Source organism: Paenibacillus gansuensis, assembly GCF_042684925.1.
In the GTDB taxonomy this organism is placed as follows: Bacteria; Bacillota; Bacilli; order Paenibacillales; family DY6; genus Paenibacillus_N; species Paenibacillus_N gansuensis.
In genome coordinates, this window is record NZ_JBHUME010000002.1 from 126614 (window position 1) to 150492 (window position 23879).

Here is a 23879-nt window from a genome sequence, read left to right on the forward strand (position 1 = left end):
ATATACCTCAAACAAGCCCTTCGCCGGTCCAACCGGCAAGGGCTTGCCTTGTTTCCAAAGCGGTATCGATTCTCTATTTACGCAAAGCGCTTGCCCAAAATCCGCCATGAAATTGTTTGGGCTCAAGCGTGATAACGAACGCTTTCGGATCCAGCGCGAGTATGGACTTGTGCAGCGATTTCTGGCTTTTCCGCTTAGATAGAATCTGCAGTACAAGCCGGTCGCCATCCCGTCCCTGGCCAAGCCAGGTGGTTACACCGTATCCCTGCTCCCTGAGGGAAGCGGCCATATTGGCATCGGGACGATTGCATATAACCTGCAAGGTGACATAACCCAGTGCCAGCTTTTCTTCGATCCATGCCCCCGCCAAAATGCCCAGCGCATATCCGACCGCATAGACAATCAGACTGGACGCCTGATTTAAGTATTGCAGCACAAGATTCAGCCCCAGTACATAAATCGTAATTTCAGCGGTGCTGATTGCGGCAGCTATGTATTTTTGGCCTTTCAAGGTCAGTATCATGCGCAGTGTAAACGCGGAAACGTAGATGATCTGGATCACAAATATAAGCAGCAGGATTTTACCCATAGCAATCTTTTCCTCCCTCCGTTTAGAATGCGGCAGCGGTGCGGAGTTTATGCTAACCATTACCGTCGGGGGCTGAATATGAAACAAAGTCCGGGTCAAGAGACCCGGACTTCTTCCTTATTGGTACCTACCCGGAGGCGGCGGAAGCTGTTTTACAAGCTGCTGCAAAGCGTCATCCACGTCCTTGGCCTGGATCGTAACACGGTCATTCTCATAACGATCTGTAGCATGCTGATACCGTGAATCGTAATAATAAGTAAGCAGCAGCTCGACCGCCGTTTCGTAACGGCCCTGTTCCAGCGCTTGGCGGATTTCGGCTGCCACGGGCGTGTGGATTCTTTTTTCAATATGCTTAAATGAGTTCAGGCAATCGTCCTTATGCTCCTCCGGTTTGTAATCAGCCATAATATTGGCGACCCTTTGAGCAACCGGCATCTCTATAAACAACGCCTTCCCCTGCTCTTTCCCCCGCACCACGAATTCCGGCAAAACCGCTTTACCCACCCGTTTGCTTTCAGCCTCCATGATGAGATAGGGCGCCTCTTTCCAACGCAGCAGCTGATGCACAAGAGCGGATTCGAACGATTTCTGATTGCTCGGCGCCAAGCCGATATGGCCGAAAATCGATCCGCGGTGCTGAGCCATCTCCTCAAAATTAAGTACGGGATAACCCAGCTTCTCCAGCCGTTGCAGCAGCTCCGTCTTTCCGGTCCCGGTATACCCGTTGATAACGTAGCAGGGAGGGAGCTCGCCGAAGGACTCCAGCGTCTCCACTACCCACTTGCGGTAAGCCCGGAAACCTCCGTTCAGCTTATACATCTGCAGCCCCATTAAAGAAGCCAGTGTCGCAGAAGTGCGGCTGCGCATGCCTCCCCGCCAGCAGAACACTACTTTGCGGCGATGCTCGGTTCCGCTGATCGAGCGCACAAAGGAAGGCAATTTGGCGGACACGATCTCGAGTCCCCGGTCTTTAGCCGCATCCACGCTCACTTGCTTATATAACGTTCCGATCTCCGCTCTTTCCTCATCGGTGAAAATAGGAATATTCACACTGTCAGGAATGGTAGATTCCTGGAATTCCGACGGAGAACGGACATCAATAAAGGCTGCCTCGCCTTTACGCTGCAGCTCCAGCAGCTCTTCTACTGTAATCTCATGTATCACGGACGGTCCTCTCCTTCGTATGCGTCAGTCACTTCGATGTTAAGGAGTAACGATGATCTGTCCAGGCTGCTCTTCGGTCACTTCACCGATCAGATGTGCATCCACACCGGCCCCGCGAAGTTTGGAGAGCAAGGTTTCCGCTTCCGGACCGCTGACGGAAATGAGCAGGCCGCCGGAAGTTACGGCGTCGCACAGAATCCATTGATCGATCTGGTCCAATGCCGGATCAAACGTAACCGAGCCCTCCAAATGCGCAAAGTTATTCTTGGTTCCCCCTGGTACGAATCCGGCTTCCGCCAGCTCCCTGACACGAGGCAGCAGCGGTACGCGCGACCTCGCAATGCGGATGCCGGCCGCACTGCCTTTGGCCATTTCAGAGGCGTGCCCCAGCAGGCCAAAGCCGGTAACGTCCGTACAGGCATGGACCTGAAACGGCTCCATCGTTTCCGCCGCCGTTTTGTTCAGCGTCGCCATCACCTTGGTGACTCCGGCAATTTCTTCTTCATTCAGCTGGTCCTTCTTGATGGAAGTCGTCAGGATGCCCACACCGATCGGTTTTGTCAAGATCAGCTTGTCCCCCGGTTTAGCTCCCGCATTCGTCCTTACTTTATCAGGATGAACCAGACCGGTTACGGCCAGACCGAATTTCGGCTCTTTGTCGTCAATCGAATGGCCCCCGACGAGAGTTGCGCCGGCTTCTTTCACTTTATCCGCCGCTCCGCGCAATATATCGGTCAGCACCTGTTTCTCCAAAGTATGGATCGGAAACGCCACGATGTTAAGTACAGTCAAAGGCTTTCCGCCCATTGCATAAATATCGCTGATGGCATTCGCGGCAGCCACTTGGCCGAAAGAATAAGGATCATCTACAATCGCAGTGAAAAAATCAAGCGTCTGCACCAAAGCCAGCTCATCGCTCAGCTTGTAAACTCCGGCATCGTCACTTGTATCCAATCCTACCAGCAGGTTCGGGTTCGGTTCGGCGGCTGGCAGATTGCGCAGCACCTGTGCCAAATCCGCAGGGCCAATCTTACAGCCGCAGCCTCCTTTGCTGGAGAGGCTTGTTAATTTAATGTTTGCATTAGAATCCGCCATTCGGAACTCTTCCCTTCTATAGTGAATGATCGGCCCCTACCGGGTCCGGCGGATAAATCCGCTTCAATTCATGCTCGCCCAGCTGCTCGGGAGGCCCGTCAAAAGTAATCCGCCCGGCCGTGAGCCCGATGATTCGCGATGCGTACCGCTTCGCCATGGCAACGTTGTGCAGGTTCAGTACTACAGTCATGCCCTTTTCCCGGTGCAGCCTGGCGATGAGCGCCAAGACCCGCTCCGCGTTGACCGCATCGAGGCTCGAGATCGGCTCGTCCCCCAGCAGCAGCTTCGGCTGCTGCATGATCACGCGCGCAATCGCTGCGCGCTGCTGCTGCCCGCCGCTTAAAGCGTCTACGCGGCGGCCTTCCAAGCCGCTTAAGCCTACCTCGGCCAGCGCGCTGCGGGCCTGCCTCGCCGCCTCAGCGGGGAACACCCCCAGCAAGCTGCGCCATCGCGGCATACGCGCGAACTGACCGGCGATGACATTCGTCATCACGGACAGCCTGGACAGCAGCTGCATCTGCTGGAACACCATGCCGATCTCGGCCCGGATGTTCCTCAGCTCTTCCGGCGGCGAGCCGGTGACCGGCTTGCCGTTCCAGATGACTTCCCCGGCGTCGGGTTCCACCAGCCGGTTGATGCAGCGGATCAGCGTCGATTTGCCGGCCCCGCTCGGTCCGAGCACGGCCGTGAACTCGCCTTCCGCGATCCGGAGGCTGATCCCGTCCAAAGCGGGCGTCCCCGCGCCGCCGCCGCCCCGGTAATGTTTCCTTAGCCCCTTGATCTCCAGCATGTCATTTCACCCGCTTCCGGACAAAGGCGCCGAGCAGGTCCACCGCCGTGACCAGGGCCATCATCAGCAGCACCTCGAACGTCACCTTTTGATACATAAACTGTTTAAAATCATTATAAAGCATCTGCCCGAGTCCCCCGGCACCGACAATCCCTAGAATCAAACTGGTCCGGATGGCAGCTTCCAACCGGTAAAAATACTGGGACAGCACTAAAGGCACAATCTGAGGCAGAATCCCGTACAACGCAACTAGCACCCGCGTACCGCCCAACGCCTTCACCGCTTCCTGGGGACCGTCATCCGCAGCTTCAATCAGCTCTGACAGCAGTTTTCCGAAGACCCCCAAATTATGCAGAAACAACGCCATCACCGCGGGCATCGGTCCCAGTCCCAAGGTAGGAATAAAAACAAGGGCAAGAACCAGTTCGGGAATGGAACGGATCAAGTTGAATACGAACCGGGCACTGTTGTACATCCATAAGGAAGGCGCGGTATTCCGGGCCGCCAGGAAGCTGAGCGGAACTGATAACAAAAGCGCCGTTAACGTGCTGAACACGGCAATCTCCAGCGTATCGCTCATCGCCCTGACGGCAAGCCGCCAATCCGCAAGGTCCATCGGAAACCAATGTCCGCTTATAAACCGGACCGTATTCCCGATATCCCTAAGCGCGGAAGGAGCAAAGCCGACTCCGGCCCCGGCCCAGACCAGAAGGGCGAGAATCAGAACCGCGTAAGCTGCTTTCCTTGCCATCATTTACTGCTTCACTTTCAGTCGGCCGTCTTCAATAGCTGCCTGGCGGATCGAAGCATAGTCCTTGTCGGATGCCAAGGTGAAGCCGCTGGCGCCGCCGAAAGCGCTGAGAATGTCCTCGTCTTTGATCGCGAGCATGGCATCCTGGATCGTTTTGCGGTCTTTCTCCGAAACGCTGTTAATCACGGCCCAAGGATATTGGAACAGATCTTCCGACTGCCAGATCGTTTTGATTTTGCTGCCGTCGACCTTCCCCTGCTTCACCAGATTGTTATAATACGCGCTGTCGATGGCACCGACATCCTGCTGTTTGTTCTGGATCGCCAGCGCTGTAGCCGTGTGGTCTCCAGTATAAGTAACGCTTTTAAACTGGTGATCCTCCTGGCTTTTGAATACACCGGCTTTCTTCAGTGCGATCCCTGGAATCAGGCTTCCTGAAGTGGAGTTAATATCGCCGAAAGCGAACCGGATCTCTTTGGACTGCTTCACGACGTCTTCTATAGACTGGTAAGGCGAATCGGATGGAGCAATCAAGTACGAATGATAAAAAGGCTTTCCATCGATCAGCTGCGTGACGATCGCCTGGACGTCATAACGTTCATGGGCTTCGACATACGTTAAGGGCCCCAGGTAAGCCATTTGCACTTTTCCTGCCCCCATCGCCTCTACAACCCCGTTGTAATCCGGGTATACTTCCGCTTTCACGGGACGTCCGAGCTTCTCTGCAAGGACGGCGGCCAGCTTGTCCGCTCCCAGTTTCATCTGATTGCTGCCTTGCGCCGGGATGACGCCGATGAGCAGCTCCTGATCTTTTTCCCCTGAATTGCCCTGCTCCCCTTGCTTAGTTGACGAACCGCACGCGGCCAAGGTTAAGCTCGCGATTAGCAGCAATGTTAATACCAGAAAGGACTGTCTTTTCCGGAACATGCTTCATCTCTCCTTCTGTACCGTAAAATAGCTTATCAAGTATTCAGATTATCACAAATTGCCTGTATAACAAAACAGCCGCCTCCTTGAGCCGGAAGCGGCTTACTGAATTTTTGTTACCTGTTGTATACGACCGGAAAATGATCCCCTGTCAAAATTTCGCCTTTACCGACCGAAACATACGGAATCAGGGGATGCCCTCCGGTCGGCTCATAGCGGGTATGCCCCGGCATATAATGGACGGCAATGGCTCTGCGCTTCCGCTGCGACCGGTTATGCGGACTGCCGTGCCAGGTAAGGCTGTGATGGTAACCGACCTGCCCTTTTTTAATTTCAAAAGGCACCGCCTTCACCTCCGCATCCGGCGGCAGCAGTTCCGGTTTGCGGTGAAACGGCATAAAGTCGGCCGTGCTGGACAAGTACTTCTGGTGATCGCCCCAAGTATGGCTGCCCGGAACCATCCACATACACCCATTCTCGATCACGGCATCATCCAGCGCTACCCAGGCACTGACCAGATCGGCTGGCTGAATGACAGGCCATAGCGGATGGTCTTGATGCCATGCCGTTGGCCCTCCCGTAACAGGCGGTTTATATTGCACCTGATCGTGCCAGATCCTCAGCGTATCCGTTTCGCATAGTCGGGCGACCTCTTCGCAAATCGTACGGTGTGCCGCATGTTCGAAGAAAGCTTCGCTGGCCATCCATATATTTACGATTTGAACTACTTTCTCATTCGCCGTCATTTTCATCCCTTCATATAGGGAGCTGTCATCTTCCTCTAGCATGTTACGGTTTAACACCGGTTTCTTGACGGATTTTCCTTCCATCACTGCATCCAGTTCTTCACGAAGCTTTTCCACCTCTTCTTCCGACAGCACGACCTCTCCTTTTACAAAACCGTTCTTTTTAAATTCCGCTGCCTTTTCCGGGCTCAACATGATTGCAACTCTCCTTTATTCTTAAGTATGATAGGTTCATGAGCTTATTGTAATGAATAAACAAGGTTTCGTATTTTCACAAAAGCGATCTATCTTTTGCACTTTTTTAAGGTAGTGGGAGAGGAAACCCGATTATGGATTTAGGCAGCTTATATGAACTTGCCCCTGCCGTAAATTTCGCCAGCCGGTCCCAGGCTCAGGCAGGTTCGATATGGGGACCGCGGACGATTCCGGACTATCAGTTGTTTTATGTCATTACAGGTAAAGCGCTCGTCAAGATCGGAAGCCGGGAATATACGATCAGCTCCGGCGAATGTGCGTATTATGGACCGGGCGCGCCGCATCAATTGGTAATGTTGGAACATACGGCTTTCTACAGCTTGCACTATGTATGGAATTCGTCATCCTCCCTTCCCGTCCATCCTGCCCACAACATCGTGGAAAGGAACCTGGCGGCGCTTGCGCTTGCTGGGAAGATCGAACCGGACTTTGTCGAGCTTCCGCCTTTTGCGCCGGTCTCCCTCCCTGCCGTGATCAACCTGCCTGGTCTGGAACCGTATTTTGTTCGGATGGTCAAAGCTTATGAGGGAGAATTGCCGGGGCACGGTCTTCTGTTGAGGGGTTTGCTTTCAGAGATGCTGGTCCATGTCGTACAGGGGTTAGCCGGTCTGGATCGGCCTTTGGCGCAGCACCCCCGGATCGGGGCCGCGCTGTATGCAATGCAGGAGCGCCCGGAACTGAATTGGACCGTGTCCGAGCTGGCCGGTTTATGCGGTTATCATCCGGTGCATTTTGCTAAATTGTTTAAAGAGGAAGTCGGTCTCCTGCCGAAACAATATGTCATTCAGCAAAGAATGAAATTAGCCAAAACCTCTCTTCTCCGCGGAGAAAAAACAGCCGGCATCGCCGAGAGACTCGGTTTTGCCAGCGTGCATCATTTCAGCCGCCAATTCAAGCAGTTCACAGGCTTAACACCATTGCAATTCCGCATGTACGGGCGTGAATAGCCATACAGCTGGGACGTTGCAAGCAACCTACGCCGAAGGCATCACCGTAGAAGAAATGGCTGCATATGCCGGAGTAGACCGGACTCATTTCGCCAAAAAGTTCAAAGCGGCCTACGGCCTGTCCCCGGTGCAAATATCTCCAGCAGCTGCGTATGAACCAGGCCAAACTGCTGCTGAGACAGACCACATACAAATTATCCGAAATTGCGGATTCGGTTGGATACAACGACCTGTTCACCTTCTCCAAAGCTTTCAAAAAAGTTGTGGGAGTCGCGCCTAACCTTTATCGGAATTCGGCCGAAACGGAGCAGTTGTGAGGCTTATCTTAAAAGGTTTTGGCCGCGATAAAACCAAAAAGGCTGCCCCGACGGGACAGCCTCCAACTTCATTCAAAATCGTATCTTTCTTCCTTCCAAGGGTCTCCGTACATGTGATACCCGTTCCGCTCCCAAAACCCGGGTTTATCTTTCGGCATAAATTCGATACCCCGCAGCCATTTGGCGCTTTTCCAAAAATATAGATGCGGCACCACCATACGTACCGGGTAACCGTGTTCCGGCGTCAGCAGCTGGCCGTTATGGCGAAAGCCCAGAAACGACGTTTCCGCCAGAAAATCCTCAACCGGAAGATTCGTAGTCCAGCCTTCTTCCGCGTGCAGCATGACATACTTGGCTTCAGGCTTAAGTTTCACCTTTTCCATAATCGTACGGACAGCGACGCCTTCCCAAACGTTAGCGAGTTTGGACCAGGTAGTTACACAATGGATATCGTTCTTGAATTCCTGCTTGGGAAGCGCCAAAAATTGTTTATAAGAAAAGGTCACTTCCTCTTCCACCAGCCCGAAAACACGCAAATTCCACTTGCTCATATCGTTGTAATAAGGAACCGAGCCGTGATGCAATACAGGAAATCCGTCTGTAAGCCGCTGGCCGGGCGGCACGCGGTCTTGAACGCCTTCATACGTATTCATGGTTGAATAGATCCTCCTTCACATTGTTCTGTAGCTATATATAACCATAATTATACAAAATGATCCACTGAGCAGAATTAATCTGTCAGCATCTCGATCAGCGTCCGCACCATGCTGCCCGTGGCACCCTTGGGCTCTGTCCCTTTCTCGCTCCACAGCCAGGCCGTACCGCCGGTGTCCAAATGAACCCAAGGCAATCCGTCCGCGAACGTGCCGATAAACAGCCCCCCTGTGATCGCAGCCGCGTGGCGCCCCGCAGCATTCTTCAAGTCGGCTACATCGCTTTTCAGCATATTCCAGTATTCCGGATACGATGGAAGCGGCCATACTTTTTCGCCCGCCCTCCTCGACGCCGTGAGAATATCCTGCAGGAACGTTTCGTCATTGGTCACCGCTCCCGTAGCAACATCAGCAAAGTTGACCAAAATCGCTCCCGTTAACGTGGCTACATCAATCAGCTTGGCGGCACCAAGCTGTTTGGCGTAGGTCATTCCATCAGCAAGTACGATCCGCCCTTCGGCGTCCGTGTTCAACACCTCGATCGTCCTTCCGCTCAGGGATGTAATAATATCTCCAGGCTTGAACGCATTGCCTGCTGGCATATTTTCCGCTGCCGGAATGACAACGACCAGATTGACTTCTGGTTTCAACCGGCCTACCGCATCCAGCATCCCCAGCAGCGTAGCAGCCCCGCCCATATCGCTGATCATCTCTTCCATACCTTCGCCCTTCTTCAGGGAGATCCCGCCTGTATCGAACGTAACGCCTTTGCCCACCAGACCGAGAACGTCCGTCCACGCCTCTTTCCCCTGATAGGTTACCGTGATCATGCGAGGCGGATGTACGCTGCCTTTTCCGACAGCCAGCAGTCCGCCCATGCCTTTTTCTTCAATCGAGGTTTCATCCAGTATTTCGTACTTCATGCCGTGCGCTTGAGCCACCCGGACCGCTTCTTCGGCCAGCCCTTGAGGAGTCAGCATATTTCCCGGCAGATTGGTTAAGTCTCTTGCATAATTCGTTGACTCTGCATTGATAACGCCTTTCTGGAGTTCAGAAACGGCGTAGTCTTCCGGCGGCTGGGCAAGGATAAACGTCACCTGCTTCAGCTTCGTTGCTGCTTTTCCACCCTCTGCATAGGAAGGCAGCGTGTACTCGCCAAGTACGAACCCTTCTGCCGCCTTGCGCACTATGGATGCGGATTCCCTTACCGCAGCAGCGGCTGCCCCGGATATCACCTTTTCTGCGCCTGCGTGAGCCGGCAAGCGCGTAAATGAAACCGCTGCGCTGCCGATGCGATGCTTGCGGGCCGCCTTTGCCGCAAAGATGGCTCCATCACGGAAAGTGTCAAGGTCATAGGGGGCTCCGCCGATTCCAATTAAGATTACATAGGGCTGCGGGAGCAAGCCTAGCGTCGGGAGGACGTAAGCTTCATGAGGCTCGGCTTTAAACAGCTTCCTGTCCCGAAGCTGGCGGATCGCATGGTCGACGCCGTCGTTAATCCACGCTTCCTGTTCCAGCTCTTCTTTAGATATGTAAAGGATAACAGCCTCGGCTTCCACGCCTGCTGAAACAAACGTCTCGGCCTGAACCCGTTGAAAATCGGTCGATGTTCTGTACATGTTTTCGTCTCCTGCCTTTTTGGTAAAGTCGATCATATCGTTTCTGATTGTATCATATTCCTGGAAGCGCACAAAAAAGCACCCTCAACTGAACTCCTATTGCTTCGAAAGTCCGGTCCCCAAGTATTATTAACCGCAGCAAAAAAACAGGTACCCTGGACTGAACACTTTCTTCAAGTGTCCGATCTATGGGTACCAGTGCAAATTACTTATTCTTTTTGGGTTTCCCCTTGCCTGGCGGTTCTTTGTCGCCAGTTTCTCCAGGAACAGAAATAAGCTCCATGTTCCCCTCTTTATTGCGGGGCTTGAGCTCGTCTTGGTTGTCGGGCTTGGATACGCCCTTGTCTTGGTTGTTTGTATGAGGTGTGTGTTTCGAACCGTTTCCGTTATTGCCGTTCTTTCCTGAATTCCCTGAATCCCCGCGAACGGGACGATCCCCTTCCACGGCGGATGAGCCTCCCTGGCCCTTCACATCGTTTTTGGAATCGTCCTTATCGCCGCTGGATCCAGTATCGTTGTCATTGTCCGGTTGCTTGGAATCATCCGGGTTCCCATTGGAATCTTCTTCGTTCCGAGGGCCTTTGTCATCTTCGTACTTGCCCTTGCTTTTCCCTTTGTTTTCCTGCGTATCTTTTTTCGTGTCCCGATCTGCTTGATCCGAAGAATCATCCGTATGATTTCCTGAAGGTGAATCCGCCTCACGGCCTTTATTGCCGTGCTGTTCCGCTGGCCTGCCGGAAGGCTTTATCTTCTCCTTCTCTTCTTTATCAGGTTTCTTAGAATCCTTGCCGAGCAGACGGCCGGCCAGCTTCTCCAGCTTCTGTTTCCAAGGGTTCTGATCTTCCTCATCCTTCAAACTTGTATGTTTTCCGTCTTTCCCTTTGTTCCCCGGCTTTTCCTCTTCGGCCTTATCCAACTTATCCTCTTTGCTGTCGTCCTTCAAAGAGTGTTGATTTCCTTGGCCGCTTTTTCCTTGGGAATCCGCAGAACCGGGTTTATCCGGTTTCGAAGGGACGGGTTTCCCTTTTCCTGAATCCGCCTTGTCTTGTTCCGTTTGTTTAGCTCCGGATTTAGATATTGGCAAGGTTTCAGGCCCATCCTGCAGCCATTGTTTCAACTCTTCCTGCTTCGCAGGCGTCGTCAATATCGGACGCAGCGTTTCATTCTCCTGCACGATTTTGTGAATGGACTTCGTCTTAATCTCATCCCATGCCACGGCGGTCCCTGTATGTTTGGCCTGCAGATAAAAAGCAAGTTTAGCAGGTGACACCCCGTAATCAAGGGCTTCCTGTCGGAGCTCCTTCGGCGTTTCCATGGCAGTTACCGGGAAATCGGACGACTTTAGAGGATGTTTCTTCCGGATGGAATCCGAAACCTTGCGCTTCACTTTCTCCGCCAAATGAACTTTTTCAAGTTTCGTATCATCCTTCATGAGCGTACTGGAGATGACGATATCCCCATCCGCTTTGGCCAGGTAGCCGGTTTTATCAAGCTGGTCGACAATCCGGTCAGCCGCTTCATCAAGACTAAGTCCCATTACGGATATAGAATGCAAAATTCGATTACCGTCGTCATTCACACCGCGTGCTTCTACTACGTTCTGCCGGCTGTCGATTCCAAGCTCAATGCTCGGATTGATATCCATCGTAACGTAAGCAGCAACCATAGGCATAGTGCTATTCGAGCCGAAGCCTCCAACCGCTGTAAATATAACCACGAACAGGATGACAGCAGCCGCTGCGGCGCTGAACAGAGCTTGCATCGGGCGATGGCGCCATGCGGCGGCAGGCGTTGTATCGATCTCTTCACCGATCTGTAAGTTATGAGGCGATCTTCTCACCTTTTTAAATTGCCCGTCCGGTGTCATGACGACCACGCTCTTCTTGCCCATTTGCATTACGATGCCTTTATTCATGCTCCGTACTCCTTTCCGCAGGCTCCGATATATGTAAGTAATCTCTTAAGAACGGGTAATGGCCGTCAAAAATGATAGAGATCGCAATGATGTATTTGCGGTTGCGCTCCAGCGTTTTGCGTGAGACTTCGACCTTTTCCAGAAGCTCCTTTATTGGCAGCGTCTTTTTTTTGCGTAAAATATTGTTCAAGTTCTCATCTTCAGCCAGCAGCTTTCCGATCCGGAAGAACATCTGCCTGGAGTCGGTATGCTTGGGCGAATTTTCGGCCAGGTCAGGAAACGTGATTCCGAATTCCCCCAGTTTTGCCGTGAAATCCAGAATTTCTTGCCTGCGTTCCTCCGAAGTCTTCTCCTGCTCGTACTGTTCTATCGCCTGATGGACCTCTACGGGGTGCACCAGTCCTTCTTCGTCGTCTTCCGATTCAAAGGCGCTGTAAGGAACCTGCTGAGCGAAACGCTGCTCTTTCCTGACATAATCGATCAGCCTTCGCCTGATAACCGTCTCGGCAAATCCGATAAACGACCTGCCCGTGCCCGGCACGAATTGGTTAATGGCCTCGTTGAAAGCGCTGAGAGCTATGCTGTACTCGTCGTCTTTGGATGGATCGATGTATCTTTTGCTAAACCTGCTTGTCGCTTTGGCAACATATGGCTGATAGTCTGTAATAAACTGATTGCGCAGGCGCAAATCGCCTTCCTGTATCCGGATTACCAGCTCTTCCGGCGACTCCTGAAAGGCTTCCTGCAAAGCATTGTGAGATTGGCGCTTCCCAAGAAATTTCTTAAAGAGTACTAGTAACAAACTTTCCACCTCACACTATATGAATTCGTATCCTGTTTATCGGATGGAGGGGTACAGCAGAAATAGTAAGAAATAACATTCTGCCTAAACAAGGTGAAACGGTTTACGCCGACCTTTAGGCGAAAAGATCGTTTCATTCCGGAGAAATGTCAGAACTAAGTATAATGTGAAACTTATACCTTCTGAAATTTCAAAAAAGAAAAACGCCCCCGGATCGGGGACGTTTTGGGTGTAAATTATCGAATGCCGCCCATCTTCTTCTTGTTCCGCAGTTTCGCCCGGCGTGAGCTTAAAATCCCCAGTCGTTCTTTCAACTGCGCTTCCCACTCCGCATCCTGCAGAGATTGCGCGACGCTGAGCAAATCCAGCGCCATATCAATTTGGCTGCGCACCACTTCCATCGGATCTTCCTGCTCGTGGTTGACGCAGTTTTCATATAATTCATGATCCGCTTTGGGATCAATATAGTCGTCGAAATCAACTTCCGGAGCGCCGTCACCGATTGCATATTCAGCTAGAATTTCATACTCGTTCTCGGCCAAATAATGAACTTCAATCTTGTGGCACACAGGGCAAAACAATAGCGGAACGTTGTGAATATGGGTACGCATCTGTTTCAGCGTTCCTTTGGTACCGATCATACTGGCGCCGCAGCAAAAGCTCATATTCTTGACCTCCTCAAAGTTTTCTGTAGGAAAACTATCTTCGTTAGCATCAGCTGAGTTTTTACGGAGTAAAAACTTTCTTCGTAAGCATAGGCTGAGTTACAAACCACCCCGTCAATTTTCATCACCGGCAGGCTTGGTCAGCTTACTTATACATACGCAATGCCGTTTAAAAAGTTACACACAGCATCTATTTAGAAGTTATTCTCCGCAGGGATGCAACATTCCTTTTTCCACCTTACCTTGTTTAAGCACGCAAGAAAACCCACAAAATTTTACAAGACGTCCCGCCCCATGTACAAATTCTAAAAAAATCCCGCTGTACATACGCTTATACCAAGTATTCCGAAGAGGAAAGCATTCTGAATTCAGATTAGGGGGATGAACGCATGGACATGATTCCCATCGGTTCAAAACAAGTCAGCTTTATCCGGTACAACGCCGTTACATCGGAACTGGTGGCGCACTATCATACCGGGGAGACTCGGATTTACCGGTTTATTTCGGAAAAAGAATACGAACAGATCGCCCACTCTGCCAACAAGTACGACACCTTCGTGAACATTACCGCCATCCACAGCACACTGCCAGGCTAACCTCCGTCGATATTCTCCGATATGCAATCCCGTGCATCCGCGGTTTCCCAATGGTAAAATAAAAGGATAAACCCAGAAACTTGTGGGAACTGCGATCGGAAGTGCACAACCTATGACTTATCAAGCGGAAGACCGGTTTCTGAACCGGAATAGTGCGAAACAGGGTATTACATTCCTGAGTATAACGGCAGTTAAATCAGACACACTCAAGGCGGAATGGAATCTTTCTGCGGGAATCAGGTCTCTCATAGTCCGGCGCCTGCGTCAGGAGTGGACACAGATCAAGCTCCAGTTACGTTTGTACAAAATGCCAAAAGTCCGGCTGCCTTTCGAGGAAAGCGCAGCTGTTCATCATGCGGATTTTCCGCTAAACGGTTCTTCCTCCAGCTGCCTGCTTGCTGTGGAATCCGGGGCCGTTTATATGGCGGATCTTGGCTGTACCGGCCCGGCGGGTTCCTTTATTCCGCAAGCCCGTTCCCAACTGATATTTACTGAACCCGTATCTCCTTTATCGGAAACGGACCTCCACATTTTTAGCATTCTTGATGCAAATATGGAACCTGACCGTTACAGCCTCTTTGACGGCTATGGTTTAACTTATGATAACAGCTTGACGCTTTGTTCTGATCTGATCGAACTTGGGCGCGCTTACCGGGAGCCTGATCATATACAGATAAATTCGGCTATAACGGCGGATGTTCCTGTCTGGCAAACAAGGCTTGTCTTACCAGGTCAGTCTTTGCCCGGCACAAGAGTGTTAATGCTTTCTTGGGAGTTCCCCCCGAATACAGTAGGCGGATTGGCGGCAGCTGTAGAAGGACTTTCGCGTGAACTGGCCGGTCTGGGTGTAGAGGTGCATGTCCTGACTTGCTCTGCCGCAGACTTGCCGGCCTGCGAGAAACGGGAAGGCGTTTACCTTCACCGCGCCTCGATCCTGCAGTCTGTTGAACCGCTTGATTTTATGGAATGGGTCGGCCAGATGAACGCCGCTTTTATTCGGACAGCTGAAACTCTTACCGCACAAGGCTTAATGTTCGATCTCATCCATGCCCATGACTGGCTGACCGGTTCAGCGGCCTCCATCCTGAAACAGCTGTGGAATGTCCCCCTTGCCGCGACAATTCACTCTACGGAGAGCGGACGCACTTTGCAGCCTCCGCACTTCCGGCAGGGATCCCCAATTCAAGAGACCGAAAATGTGCTGATGTACGAAGCCGAGGCCGTGATTGTCTGCAGCCGGTATATGGAGGAGCAAGTGACGGCTCAATCCCGGATAGCGGCATCGAAAGTGTTTCGGATCCCGAACGGGGTACATCCTGCTTCAATTTCCGGGATACCGGGTAACAAAAGTTTGGAAATAGATGCCTCTAACGAACGACTGCCGTACGGTGAAAGAGACGATGTCCCCGGCAGCACGCAGTTCCCCGGCGGGGAGATTCAACATGTCTTGTTCTTAGGCCGACTCGTCTACGAGAAAGGCATCCAGTACCTGCTGCGCGCCTGGCCCGCGCTGCTGAGCCGCTTCCCGCGCGCCGAGCTGACGATCGCCGGCCGCGGCCCTTATGAGCCGCAGCTGCGCGAGCTCGCCGCGTCGCTCGGCCTCGCCGGCCGCGTGCGCTTCGCCGGCTTCGCGGGCCCGGCCGAGCGCGCCGCGCTGCTCGCGGCCGCCGACGCCGTCGCCGTGCCGAGCCTCTACGAGCCCTTCGGGCTCGCAGCGCTCGAGGCGATGGCGGCCGGGCGGCCGCTCGTCGCCTGCGCCAGCGGCGGCCTGCCGGAGCTCGTCGAGCATGGCGTCGACGGGCTCCTGGCACAGCCGCACAGCGCGGAGGCGCTGGCGGCTGCGCTGGCCGCCGTGCTCGGCGACGGCGCGCTGGCGGCGCGGCTCGGGGCCGCCGGCCGGCGCAAGGCGCGGCGCTTCGGCTGGGCCGAAGCGGCTGTGGCGACAGCCGCGGTGTATGCGCGGCTGCTGCGGCGTGAGCGCAGCTAGGCCTAACCCGGCCAGCTGTGCTCACGCTTTACAAGGCGGCTTGACGTATCGTTATATCGAGCCTGCCTCTCCCGCTCTGTTCACGCATCCGGCGCTCCTTGCCGCTCTCCTTGAGGCATAGAATATTAATCCTTGATCTTTATGCTGCTCCCCCTGAAATTTTTTGTAAAGAATTGAATTACGTGTAGGCAAGAGCCCTGCCGTTTGCTAAAATGTTCTAAATACAAAGATTACCACCCCCAGGATAAGGAAGTGACGTAGTGCCAAGACATTTAGTAGTAGGAAACGGCAAATTTCTTGTAAATTTAGATCAGAACAGCTATATAAGAGATATTTATTATCCTTCTGTAGGGCAGCTGAATCACGTTAGCGGCTACAAATGCAGGGTTGGCCTATGGGTTGACGGCAGGTTCAGCTGGCTGAGTGACGCCGGATGGCAGTTCAAGCTCGCCTATGCCGAAGAATCTCTAGTCACGGAAGTATCTGCTGTACACGAGGAACTTGGAATCTCCCTGCTAATGAATGACGGCGTGCACCAGCGCGACAGCATCTATCTGAAACGGATTTCCATCCGCAACAACGCGGGCAATGCAAGGGAAGTCCGCCTCTTCTTCAATCAGGATCTGGTCATTAATGAAACGGAAGTCGGAGACACCTCCTGTTATTATCCGGACAACAATACGATCTTTCATTATAAAAAAGATAAATACTTCATGTTCAACGGCCTCACCCCCGGCAGCGGCATCTATCAGTACACGACAGGGGTCAAACGTTTTCACAATGCCGAAGGCACCTGGAAAGACGCAGAAGACGGCCATCTGATGGGAAATCCGATTGCACAGGGCTCCGTAGACAGCACCCTTTCCCTAAGGCTGGTCCTTGGCGCTGGAGAAGAACAGGATGCCTATTATTGGATGACTGCGGGCAGAAGCCTCGAGGAAGTAAAGAAACTGGATGCGTATGTAAAAGACAGCCAGCCGGGCAACCTGCTGAACCGGATCCGGATTTACTGGCAGCGGTGGGTGAACAAAACGGAGCGTGATTTCGCGGATTTGGGCTCCGGAGTAGAAGCCCTGTTTAAACAGAGCTTGTTGATCGTGCGGACACAGATCGATCAGAACGGCGCGATTATCGCAGCTAACGATACCGACATTCTTCAGTACAACCGGGATCACTACAGTTATATGTGGCCTAGAGACGGCGCTTTGGTAGCTTATGCCATGACGGTAGCAGGCTATCAAGGTATGATTGAGCCCTTCTTTCATTTCTGTGCGGAGGCACTGACGCCCGAAGGCTACCTCCATCACAAGTATAATCCCGACGGCACGGTAGGCTCATCATGGCATCCTTATCTCTATAACGGCGTGGAACAGCTGCCTATTCAGGAAGACGAAACAGCGCTCGTCTTGTTCACCTTGTGGCAGGATTACCTGCAGCATGGCGAACTTGAGCTGCCCCAGTCGCTGTACCGCACGTTAATTCGGAAAGCCGCTAAATTCCTGCAGGATTATGTGGAGCCTTCCTTACAGCTTCCTAAACCAAGCTATGACTTATGGGAAGAAAGATACGGAATTTACACTTTCACAACATCCGCAGTTTACGGCGGCCTTATTGCCGCTTCGAACTTCTCGAGCCTGTTCGGCGACGATAAGAGGAGCGAACAATACCGTACTACGGCAGAGTGGATTAAGGAAGGGATGTTAAAGCATCTGTGGAATGAGGAAGAAGGCCGATTCGCCCGCGGACTGTTCTTGAATGAGGGACGCTGGGAGAAGGATATGACTCCTGAGAGCAGCGTATACGGCATCTTTGAATTCGGTGTACTGCCGGCTTCTGACGAACGTGTCGCACGTACGATGAAATCCATCAAAGAAAAGCTGTCAGTAAAGACACAGGTCGGTGGGATTGCCCGTTATTACCACGACTATTACTTTCAGCGTTCTTCGGATATCGAACAAGTGCCGGGAAATCCATGGATTATCTGTACGCTGTGGATGGCGGAGTACGAGATCGAGGCCGCCCTGTCCTTAGAAGATCTGGCTTCTCCGAAGGCAACGATTCAATGGGTCATGAGCCATGCCATGGAAAGCGGTGTTCTCTCGGAACAGCTCGATCCATTCGATGGAAGCCCTGTTTCCGTTGCACCCCTGACTTGGTCACATGCTACATTCGTCTTAACCGTCATCAAATATATGAACAAATACAAACAGCTGAATACAGAGATAGCGTAATCTTCCGGGAGCCCTTTACCAGGGCTCCTTCTTTATGCCGTATAATCTTCAGAAACCGCCGCCCCTCCATCGTTCTTCACAGCATGGCTGTCCAAAATATGCTGCGTCATAGCCCGTATCGTCTCTTGTGCGCGGAAATCGGCAATCATTCTAGCTGCGTCATAGCCTTTCATCAATTGACTTATATACAGCACTCTGCTTACTCCGCTGGGGCGATTGAGGATTTCCTGAGCCAGGTTCCACTTCGTCATATTGACCGCCTCCTATTATCTATAGATAACGGAACTATACCTTTATTTAACGATATGTGTAAACTTTTGTCAATTCTAATTTTGAAATTCCGTTGCATGCAGATAACACTTCCGTTATACTGAATCAGACACTACATTACATGATACGAAACCAGAAAGAGGCGGTTTCATGCTCGCTTACCATCAGAATCAATTAGCGGACTATCTTCGGATCGCGAAAGGCACCCGCTCCCTTAACGCCTTCGCGCAAGAGGCGGGCGTTTCAGGTTCCTATCTTTCGAGACTGATGCGGGGCCTGGTAGCTTCCCCGCCGGAAGCCGGGACTTTACGGAAGATTGCCGCAGCAGCTAATGGTACGGTCACATATGAGCAGTTTATGCTCGCTGCCGGCCATCTGGGGAATGCCGAATTCAGCAGCTTCACCTATCCTGTCGGCGGCAATCGGTCGGATCAAACCCACTTGATAGCTGAAAATCCTCCTTCTTCATATACCTCCCATTACATACCCGTTTTTGAACGGTTGGAAGCAGGCAACTACGCGCTACCTGCTTCTTCATTCCGCTATAAGGCTGACGATGACCGGCTGAGCGGCTCTAGAATCCTTTCCGGTGACATGGTTCTAATAGAACCTGGAACGGAATATCGGGACGGGGATATCGTCTTAGTCCATATCGGAACCCATGACGCAGAGCTTCGCAGATTACGCGAAGTCGAAGGTCATTTGCTGCTCCTTACTGACGATCCCTTGATTATCCCCATAGTAACTACTCGAGAGGCAATTACCGTTGTAGGGCGGGCTGTTCAAGTCATAATCGATCTGCAGCAAGTGAACAAATAAAGAAGCCCCGGTTTCCCGGGGCTTCTCATAACTGTTATATTACTTTGCAACCAGATGCTTGTCTCCTGGCTTCCAGTTCATTGGGCACAATCCGCCGGATTGCAGAGCTTGAAGAACACGAAGCGTTTCATCTACACTGCGTCCGATGTTGTTGTGATTAACTACTTGATACTGCAGTTCGCCTTCAGGGCTGATGATGAACAGGCCGCGAAGCGCAATGCCTTCTTCTTCAATCAGAACGCCGTAATCGCGAGCTACTGTTTTATGAATGTCAGCTGCAAGCGGGAAGTTCAGCTTGCCAAGACCGTTCTCTTCTACCGGCGTGTTGATCCATGCGCGGTGAGAGTGAATGCTGTCTGTGCTTACGCCCAGAATTTCAGCGTCCAGGCCTTTGAAAGTTTCAGCCGCTGCGCTCATCGATGTGATTTCAGTCGGGCATACGAAAGTGAAGTCCAATGGATAGAAGAACAGCACCAACCATTTGCCTTTGTAATCGGAAAGGGATACTTTACCGAATTCCTGGCCGTTTCCAAGTGCCGTTTCCATTGTGAAATCTGGTGCTTGTTTACCTACTAGAGTTTGAGCCATTGTGAACTTTGCCTCCTTCAAATCTACATATATATCTGTACATGAGAAATGTTATCATCCCAAATTCCGATTGTCAAGATTATAAGAAATATTAAATAAGAATTATTCTAATGTATTTTCTTCCTTATCATTTACAACAGAAAAACCCGGCACATCTAGTACCGGGTCCCCTTCCTTCTATTTCATAGCGGCAATGATCAAATCACCCATAGCCGTAGTGCCAATCGCTTTGCTCTTATCGACTGCAATGTCGCCGGTACGGTGTCCCGCGTCCAGAACCTCTTTCACCGCATTCTCGATGGAGGCTGCAGCATCCTCATAACCGAAAGTCAGACGGAACATCAATGCAACGGAAAGAACGGTTGCAATCGGATTCGAGATTCCTTGTCCTGCAATGTCAGGAGCGGAACCGTGGACCGGCTCGTAAAGCCCAAAGCTTCCTTCTCCCAGCGATGCGGATGACAGCATGCCGATCGATCCGGTCAGCATCGCAGCTTCATCGCTAAGAATATCACCGAACATATTCTCCGTTACAATAACGTCGAAGCTTGACGGGCGGCGGAGCAGCTGCATCGCGCAGTTATCGACAAGGACATGCTCCACCTCAACATCCGGATATTCCGGAGCAATCCGGTTGACCACTTCGCGCCACAGGCGGGAAGTTTCCAACACGTTCGCTTTGTCGACAGACGCCAGCTTCTTGCGGCGGGTTCTGGCGATATCGAAAGCTTGTCTTACAATACGCTCTACTTCCGTCACATTATACACGCAAGTATCGACTGCTTCCTGTCCGTTTGCGCCCTCGCGGCGGAATTTCTCGCCGAAGTAAATGCCCCCGGTCAATTCCCGGACAACGATCAGGTCTGTTCCTTCCAGCACTTCCGGTTTCAGGGTGGAAGCTTCCTTCAAGCAGTCAAAAACAGTCGCAGGACGAATGTTTGAGAACAGCCCCAGTGCTTTACGGATTCCAAGCAAACCGGTCTCCGGACGAAGTTCCTTGGCGTTGTTGTCCCACTTCGGTCCCCCAACTGCCCCTAATAATACCGCATCTGCATTCTTACACAGATCCAGCGTTTCCTGCGGCAACGGCGTGCCTTTCTCATCAATCGCAATACCGCCGAATAAACCATGGGCCGTTTCAAACTGATAGCCGAACAGTTCCTCCGTCTTCTTCAGCACTTTCTCCGCTTCCGCCACCACTTCGGGTCCGATGCCGTCACCGGCCAGAACTGCAATTTTCTTCACATCTGCCATGTTCATACACTCCCATTCGCACAAGTTCAATATACTTTCATTGTGGCATACGTTGTGCATCAGGGGAAAGATATAAAATCTATGAAAGCTATAGGTATTAACTATAACGGCTTCAACAGGATGAAGAGAATACGACACTCTGCTTTTTTACAAAACAAAAAGAACTCCTTGTTCAGGAGTTCTAAGATCGTCACCGATTCTAATTCATGAATTCTAGGTCAGTGTCACTTCGCCGCCGGTTTTTGTCAATTTTCTTTTTTCAATCAGGCGGTTCACAGCATCCAGGTAAGCTCTCGCACTTGCTTCCAGAATGTCCGTGCTGACGCCGCGGCCCTGTACAGAAAGCCCTGCTTGCTTCAGGACGACATGCACCTCGCCAAGTGCGTCTTTGCCTTGGGTAACCGACTTGATCGAGTAATCCGCCAGCTCGACTTCCTCTTTGGTAGCACGGTCCAGCGCTTTGTAGATCGCGTCTACCGAGCCGTTGCCCAGCGCCACTTCTTCAATCGCTTCCCCTTCATGCGTATGAATGCGGACGGTAGCCGTTGGAACGGACTGGTTCCCGTACGAGACATGAATGAAATCCAAAGCGAACACTTCCAGCGTGTCGACCAGCTTTTCCTCGATAATGGCGCGCAGATCGTCTTCCGTTACGTTCTTCTTCTTATCCGCAAGCTCTTTGAACTTGGCAAAAGCCGTGTTCAACTGCTCTTCGCTCAACTGATCGTAGCCCAGCTCCGTCAAGTTCTCGCGGAACGCATGACGGCCCGAGTGTTTGCCCAGAACCAGCTTGCTTTCTTTGACACCGATCATCTCAGGCGACATAATCTCGTATGTTGTCTTCTCTTTCAGCATACCATCCTGGTGAATACCGGACTCATGAGCAAATGCATTCGCCCCGATAATCGCCTTATTTCCTGGAACAGGCATCCCTGTCAGTTTGCTTACGAGGCGGCTGGTTCGGTAAATCTCGCTAAGCACAAGCGATGTCTTCGCCTGGAAGAAATCCTGGCGTGTCTCCAGTGCCATTACCACTTCCTCGATGGCCGTATTGCCTGCGCGTTCCCCGATGCCGTTAATCGTTCCCTCGATTTGATCGGCTCCGTTGAGGATAGCCGCCAGCGCGTTAGCCGTCGCCATGCCCAAATCGTCGTGGCAGTGGGCGCTCAGCTGAATATGTTCTACCCCAGGCACATTTTCTTTCACTGTTTTGAAAATATTCCCGTACTCATATGGTGTTAAATACCCTACCGTATCCGGCAGATTTACAACTTTTGCGCCCGCACGGATCGCCATGGCCGTCACTTCGCAGATGAAATCCAGTTCCGTCCGTCCGGCATCCTCAAGTGAGAATTCAATCTTATCAAAATATTTCTTCGCATACCGGATTGCAGCCTCCGCCGTTTCCAGTACCTGCCCTTTATCCATCCGCAGCTTATGCTGTCGGTGGATAGGCGACGTTGCGAGGAACAGGTGCAGGCAAGGGTCCTGCGCACCGATCAGCGCTTCGCGGACGGCGTCAATATCTTGTTCCCGGGAACGGGACAAACCGATTACGGTTGAATTTTTTACTGCCCGGGCTACTGCGTTCACAGCGGCCAAGTCTCCGGGGGATGCAGCCGGGAAGCCCGCTTCCATACGGTCAACACCCAGCTTTTCCAGCTGCAGGGCAATCTCGACCTTTTCCTTTGTATTGAGGTTCACACCCGGGGACTGTTCGCCGTCACGCAAGGTTGTATCAAAAATATAAATCTTACGCATGCAATCCACCTCCTTGTCAGTCTCACTCTCTAGCAATAAAAAGGGAAGCCCCGCAACCCTAGGGCGAGGCGGTAACTTCCCGGATAAAACGTTTATAAGATCATGTTATGATTACTTTTTGATCCAATGCATCATTTCACGCAGCTGTCCGCCGACTTGCTCGATCGGATGCTCTGCTTCGTTGCGTCGGGTAGCCGTCAGGAAGGCGCGGTTCGATTGGTTTTCAAGGATAAAGTCACGTGCAAATTTACCTTGTTGGATATCGGAAAGAACGCGCTTCATTTCTTTCTTCGTTTCTTCGGTTACAATACGGGGTCCAGTTACATAGTCGCCGTATTCAGCTGTGTTGGAGATGGAATCGCGCATGCTCGCCAGTCCGCCTTCATAGATCATATCCACGATCAGCTTCAGCTCATGCAAGCACTCGAAGTAAGCCATTTCAGGCGCGTAGCCTGCTTCTGTCAGCGTTTCGAAACCTGCTTTCACAAGTGCGCTTACGCCGCCGCAAAGTACCGCTTGCTCCCCGAACAGATCCGTTTCGGTTTCTTCACGGAAGGAAGTCTCAATTACCCCTGCGCGGGTACAGCCGATCCCTTTAGCATAAGCCAGACCGATCGCTTGCGCGTTGCCGGTTCCGTCTTGGTGAATCGCGATCAGGCCGGGAACGCCAAAGCCTTCCACATAAGTACGGCGAACCATGTGTCCCGGAGATTTCGGAGCTACCAGAAGCACATCCGCATCTTTAGGCGCTACGATTTGGCCGAAGTGGATGTTGAAGCCGTGAGAGAACATCAGGGCAGCACCCTTCTTCAGGTTAGGCGCAACTTCTTCGTTGTACACTTTTGCCTGAGTTTCATCCGGCATCAGGATTTGTACTACATCCGCGCGGCTCGCTGCTTCGGAAACGGATACTACTTCGAAACCGTCGTTTTTAGCTTTTTCGAAAGAACGGCCTTCACGAAGACCAATAATTACGTTCAACCCGCTGTCACGCAGATTTTGCGCTTGCGCATGGCCTTGGCTGCCGTAACCGATCACGGCGATAGTTTTACCTTTAAGTACGTTCAGATCAGCGTCTTTTTCATAGAACATAGTAACTGGCATGGAATAATTCCTCCTTAGATTTTAACCCTTAAAT

At 52.0% G+C, this 23879-nt stretch carries 23 protein-coding genes; 6 read left to right on the forward strand and 17 right to left on the reverse strand.

What is annotated here, in order from left to right; translation table 11 throughout:
• Positions 1 to 73 precede the first annotated feature (73 nt).
• The 7 genes from ACFSUF_RS00765 to ACFSUF_RS00795 all read right to left on the reverse strand — a co-directional run bounded on the left by ACFSUF_RS00765 (position 74) and on the right by ACFSUF_RS00795 (position 6257).
• Positions 74 to 589 carry a DUF2179 domain-containing protein gene (locus tag ACFSUF_RS00765; RefSeq protein WP_377599143.1) on the reverse strand — a complete coding sequence of 172 codons (516 nt, stop codon included), beginning with the start codon at positions 587 to 589 and terminating at the stop codon, positions 74 to 76.
• A 117-nt stretch (positions 590 to 706) separates the two neighbouring features.
• Entirely contained in the window at positions 707 to 1753 is a 1047-nt protein-coding gene (gene mnmH, locus ACFSUF_RS00770; RefSeq protein ID WP_377599145.1) for a tRNA 2-selenouridine(34) synthase MnmH, read from the reverse strand.
• Positions 1754 to 1792: 39 nt separating this feature from the next.
• On the reverse strand, positions 1793 to 2848 hold the full coding sequence (gene selD / locus ACFSUF_RS00775) for a selenide, water dikinase SelD (RefSeq protein WP_377599147.1): 1056 nt from the start codon (positions 2846 to 2848) through the stop codon (positions 1793 to 1795).
• A 16-nt stretch (positions 2849 to 2864) separates the two neighbouring features.
• Complete coding sequence (gene phnC / locus ACFSUF_RS00780; protein ID WP_377599149.1) at positions 2865 to 3638, reverse strand: phosphonate ABC transporter ATP-binding protein; 774 nt, start codon at positions 3636 to 3638, stop codon at positions 2865 to 2867.
• Between the two features lies 1 nt (position 3639).
• A complete protein-coding gene (gene phnE, locus ACFSUF_RS00785) occupies positions 3640 to 4392 on the reverse strand; it encodes a phosphonate ABC transporter, permease protein PhnE (protein ID WP_377599150.1) in 753 nt (250 codons plus the stop codon).
• On the reverse strand, positions 4393 to 5316 hold the full coding sequence (phnD, locus tag ACFSUF_RS00790) for a phosphate/phosphite/phosphonate ABC transporter substrate-binding protein (protein ID WP_377599152.1): 924 nt from the start codon (positions 5314 to 5316) through the stop codon (positions 4393 to 4395).
• A gap of 116 nt (positions 5317 to 5432) precedes the next feature.
• Positions 5433 to 6257, reverse strand: coding sequence for a phytanoyl-CoA dioxygenase family protein (locus ACFSUF_RS00795; protein ID WP_377599154.1), 825 nt, complete (start codon positions 6255 to 6257; stop codon positions 5433 to 5435).
• Between the two features lie 134 nt (positions 6258 to 6391).
• Between ACFSUF_RS00795 and ACFSUF_RS00800 the strand changes: the two genes are divergently transcribed.
• Both ACFSUF_RS00800 and ACFSUF_RS00805 read left to right on the forward strand, forming a co-directional pair.
• Positions 6392 to 7264 (forward strand): AraC family transcriptional regulator, encoded by an 873-nt coding sequence (locus ACFSUF_RS00800; RefSeq protein WP_377599156.1) that lies wholly within the window; start codon positions 6392 to 6394, stop codon positions 7262 to 7264.
• A 152-nt stretch (positions 7265 to 7416) separates the two neighbouring features.
• Entirely contained in the window at positions 7417 to 7581 is a 165-nt protein-coding gene (locus ACFSUF_RS00805; protein ID WP_377599158.1) for a helix-turn-helix domain-containing protein, read from the forward strand.
• Positions 7582 to 7649: 68 nt separating this feature from the next.
• Here the strand turns inward: ACFSUF_RS00805 and ACFSUF_RS00810 are convergent, their stop codons facing one another.
• The 5 genes from ACFSUF_RS00810 to ACFSUF_RS00830 form a co-directional block, all read right to left on the reverse strand.
• Positions 7650 to 8234, reverse strand: coding sequence for a sulfite oxidase-like oxidoreductase (locus ACFSUF_RS00810; protein ID WP_377599160.1), 585 nt, complete (start codon positions 8232 to 8234; stop codon positions 7650 to 7652).
• Positions 8235 to 8311: 77 nt separating this feature from the next.
• Positions 8312 to 9853 (reverse strand): leucyl aminopeptidase, encoded by a 1542-nt coding sequence (locus tag ACFSUF_RS00815; RefSeq protein ID WP_377599162.1) that lies wholly within the window; start codon positions 9851 to 9853, stop codon positions 8312 to 8314.
• Positions 9854 to 10058: 205 nt separating this feature from the next.
• Positions 10059 to 11768 (reverse strand): anti-sigma-I factor RsgI family protein, encoded by a 1710-nt coding sequence (locus ACFSUF_RS00820; RefSeq protein WP_377599164.1) that lies wholly within the window; start codon positions 11766 to 11768, stop codon positions 10059 to 10061.
• Entirely contained in the window at positions 11761 to 12570 is an 810-nt protein-coding gene (sigI, locus tag ACFSUF_RS00825; protein WP_377599166.1) for an RNA polymerase sigma factor SigI, read from the reverse strand. The genes ACFSUF_RS00820 and sigI overlap by 8 nt, the downstream gene beginning before the upstream one ends.
• A gap of 236 nt (positions 12571 to 12806) precedes the next feature.
• Positions 12807 to 13235, reverse strand: coding sequence for a hypothetical protein (locus ACFSUF_RS00830; RefSeq protein WP_377599168.1), 429 nt, complete (start codon positions 13233 to 13235; stop codon positions 12807 to 12809).
• A 389-nt stretch (positions 13236 to 13624) separates the two neighbouring features.
• Here ACFSUF_RS00830 and ACFSUF_RS00835 point away from each other — a divergent pair, with 389 nt between their 5' ends.
• The 3 genes from ACFSUF_RS00835 to ACFSUF_RS00845 all read left to right on the forward strand — a co-directional run bounded on the left by ACFSUF_RS00835 (position 13625) and on the right by ACFSUF_RS00845 (position 18049).
• Positions 13625 to 13831, forward strand: a complete 207-nt coding sequence (locus ACFSUF_RS00835; RefSeq protein WP_377599170.1) for a hypothetical protein — start codon at positions 13625 to 13627, stop codon at positions 13829 to 13831.
• Between the two features lie 112 nt (positions 13832 to 13943).
• Positions 13944 to 15818, forward strand: coding sequence for a glycosyltransferase (locus ACFSUF_RS00840; protein ID WP_377599173.1), 1875 nt, complete (start codon positions 13944 to 13946; stop codon positions 15816 to 15818).
• A gap of 260 nt (positions 15819 to 16078) precedes the next feature.
• The gene (locus ACFSUF_RS00845; RefSeq protein WP_377599175.1) at positions 16079 to 18049 is read left to right on the forward strand and encodes a glycoside hydrolase family 15 protein; all 1971 of its coding nucleotides are present in this window, start codon (positions 16079 to 16081) and stop codon (positions 18047 to 18049) included.
• Between the two features lie 32 nt (positions 18050 to 18081).
• Here the strand turns inward: ACFSUF_RS00845 and ACFSUF_RS00850 are convergent, their stop codons facing one another.
• Entirely contained in the window at positions 18082 to 18300 is a 219-nt protein-coding gene (locus ACFSUF_RS00850; protein WP_377599176.1) for a hypothetical protein, read from the reverse strand.
• A 169-nt stretch (positions 18301 to 18469) separates the two neighbouring features.
• On the opposite strand from ACFSUF_RS00850, the gene ACFSUF_RS00855 reads away from it, so the two are divergent.
• Complete coding sequence (locus ACFSUF_RS00855) at positions 18470 to 19138, forward strand: helix-turn-helix domain-containing protein (RefSeq protein ID WP_377599177.1); 669 nt, start codon at positions 18470 to 18472, stop codon at positions 19136 to 19138.
• Positions 19139 to 19177: 39 nt separating this feature from the next.
• On the opposite strand, the gene ACFSUF_RS00860 is transcribed toward ACFSUF_RS00855, so the two are convergent.
• From ACFSUF_RS00860 to ilvC, 4 genes are all read right to left on the reverse strand, one after another.
• Positions 19178 to 19726, reverse strand: a complete 549-nt coding sequence (locus ACFSUF_RS00860) for a peroxiredoxin (RefSeq protein WP_377599179.1) — start codon at positions 19724 to 19726, stop codon at positions 19178 to 19180.
• Positions 19727 to 19903: 177 nt separating this feature from the next.
• The gene (gene leuB / locus ACFSUF_RS00865; protein ID WP_377599181.1) at positions 19904 to 20980 is read right to left on the reverse strand and encodes a 3-isopropylmalate dehydrogenase; all 1077 of its coding nucleotides are present in this window, start codon (positions 20978 to 20980) and stop codon (positions 19904 to 19906) included.
• A gap of 213 nt (positions 20981 to 21193) precedes the next feature.
• On the reverse strand, positions 21194 to 22741 hold the full coding sequence (locus tag ACFSUF_RS00870) for a 2-isopropylmalate synthase (protein WP_377599183.1): 1548 nt from the start codon (positions 22739 to 22741) through the stop codon (positions 21194 to 21196).
• A 111-nt stretch (positions 22742 to 22852) separates the two neighbouring features.
• Positions 22853 to 23845, reverse strand: coding sequence for a ketol-acid reductoisomerase (ilvC, locus tag ACFSUF_RS00875; RefSeq protein ID WP_377599185.1), 993 nt, complete (start codon positions 23843 to 23845; stop codon positions 22853 to 22855).
• Between the last annotated feature and the right edge of the window lie 34 nt (positions 23846 to 23879).